This is a genomic window from Bartonella sp. AA86SXKL (assembly GCF_042196885.1).
In genome coordinates, this window is record NZ_JBHIRE010000360.1 from 447 (window position 1) to 687 (window position 241).

Sequence of the window (241 nt, forward strand, 5' to 3'; positions counted from 1 at the left end):
TGGAGCGGTTTTTTCAAGTTGGATGACAGCACGTGCAGTAACTTATCGTCGTTTACATAATATTCCTGAAAGTTGGGGAACGGCAGTTAATGTCCAGGCGATGGTGTTTGGCAACATGGGTGAAGATTCAGCAACGGGTGTTGCTTTTACACGCAATCCATCAACAGGGGAAAAAGAGCTTTACGGTGAATTCTTAGTTAATGCACAGGGTGAAGATGTTGTAGCAGGCATTCGAACTCCG

At 45.2% G+C, this 241-nt stretch carries 1 protein-coding gene; it reads left to right on the forward strand.

From position 1 onward, the window contains the following. The coding region (locus ACFIO5_RS12015) for a PEP/pyruvate-binding domain-containing protein (RefSeq protein ID WP_375705533.1) at positions 1–241 on the forward strand (241 nt) is incomplete at both ends.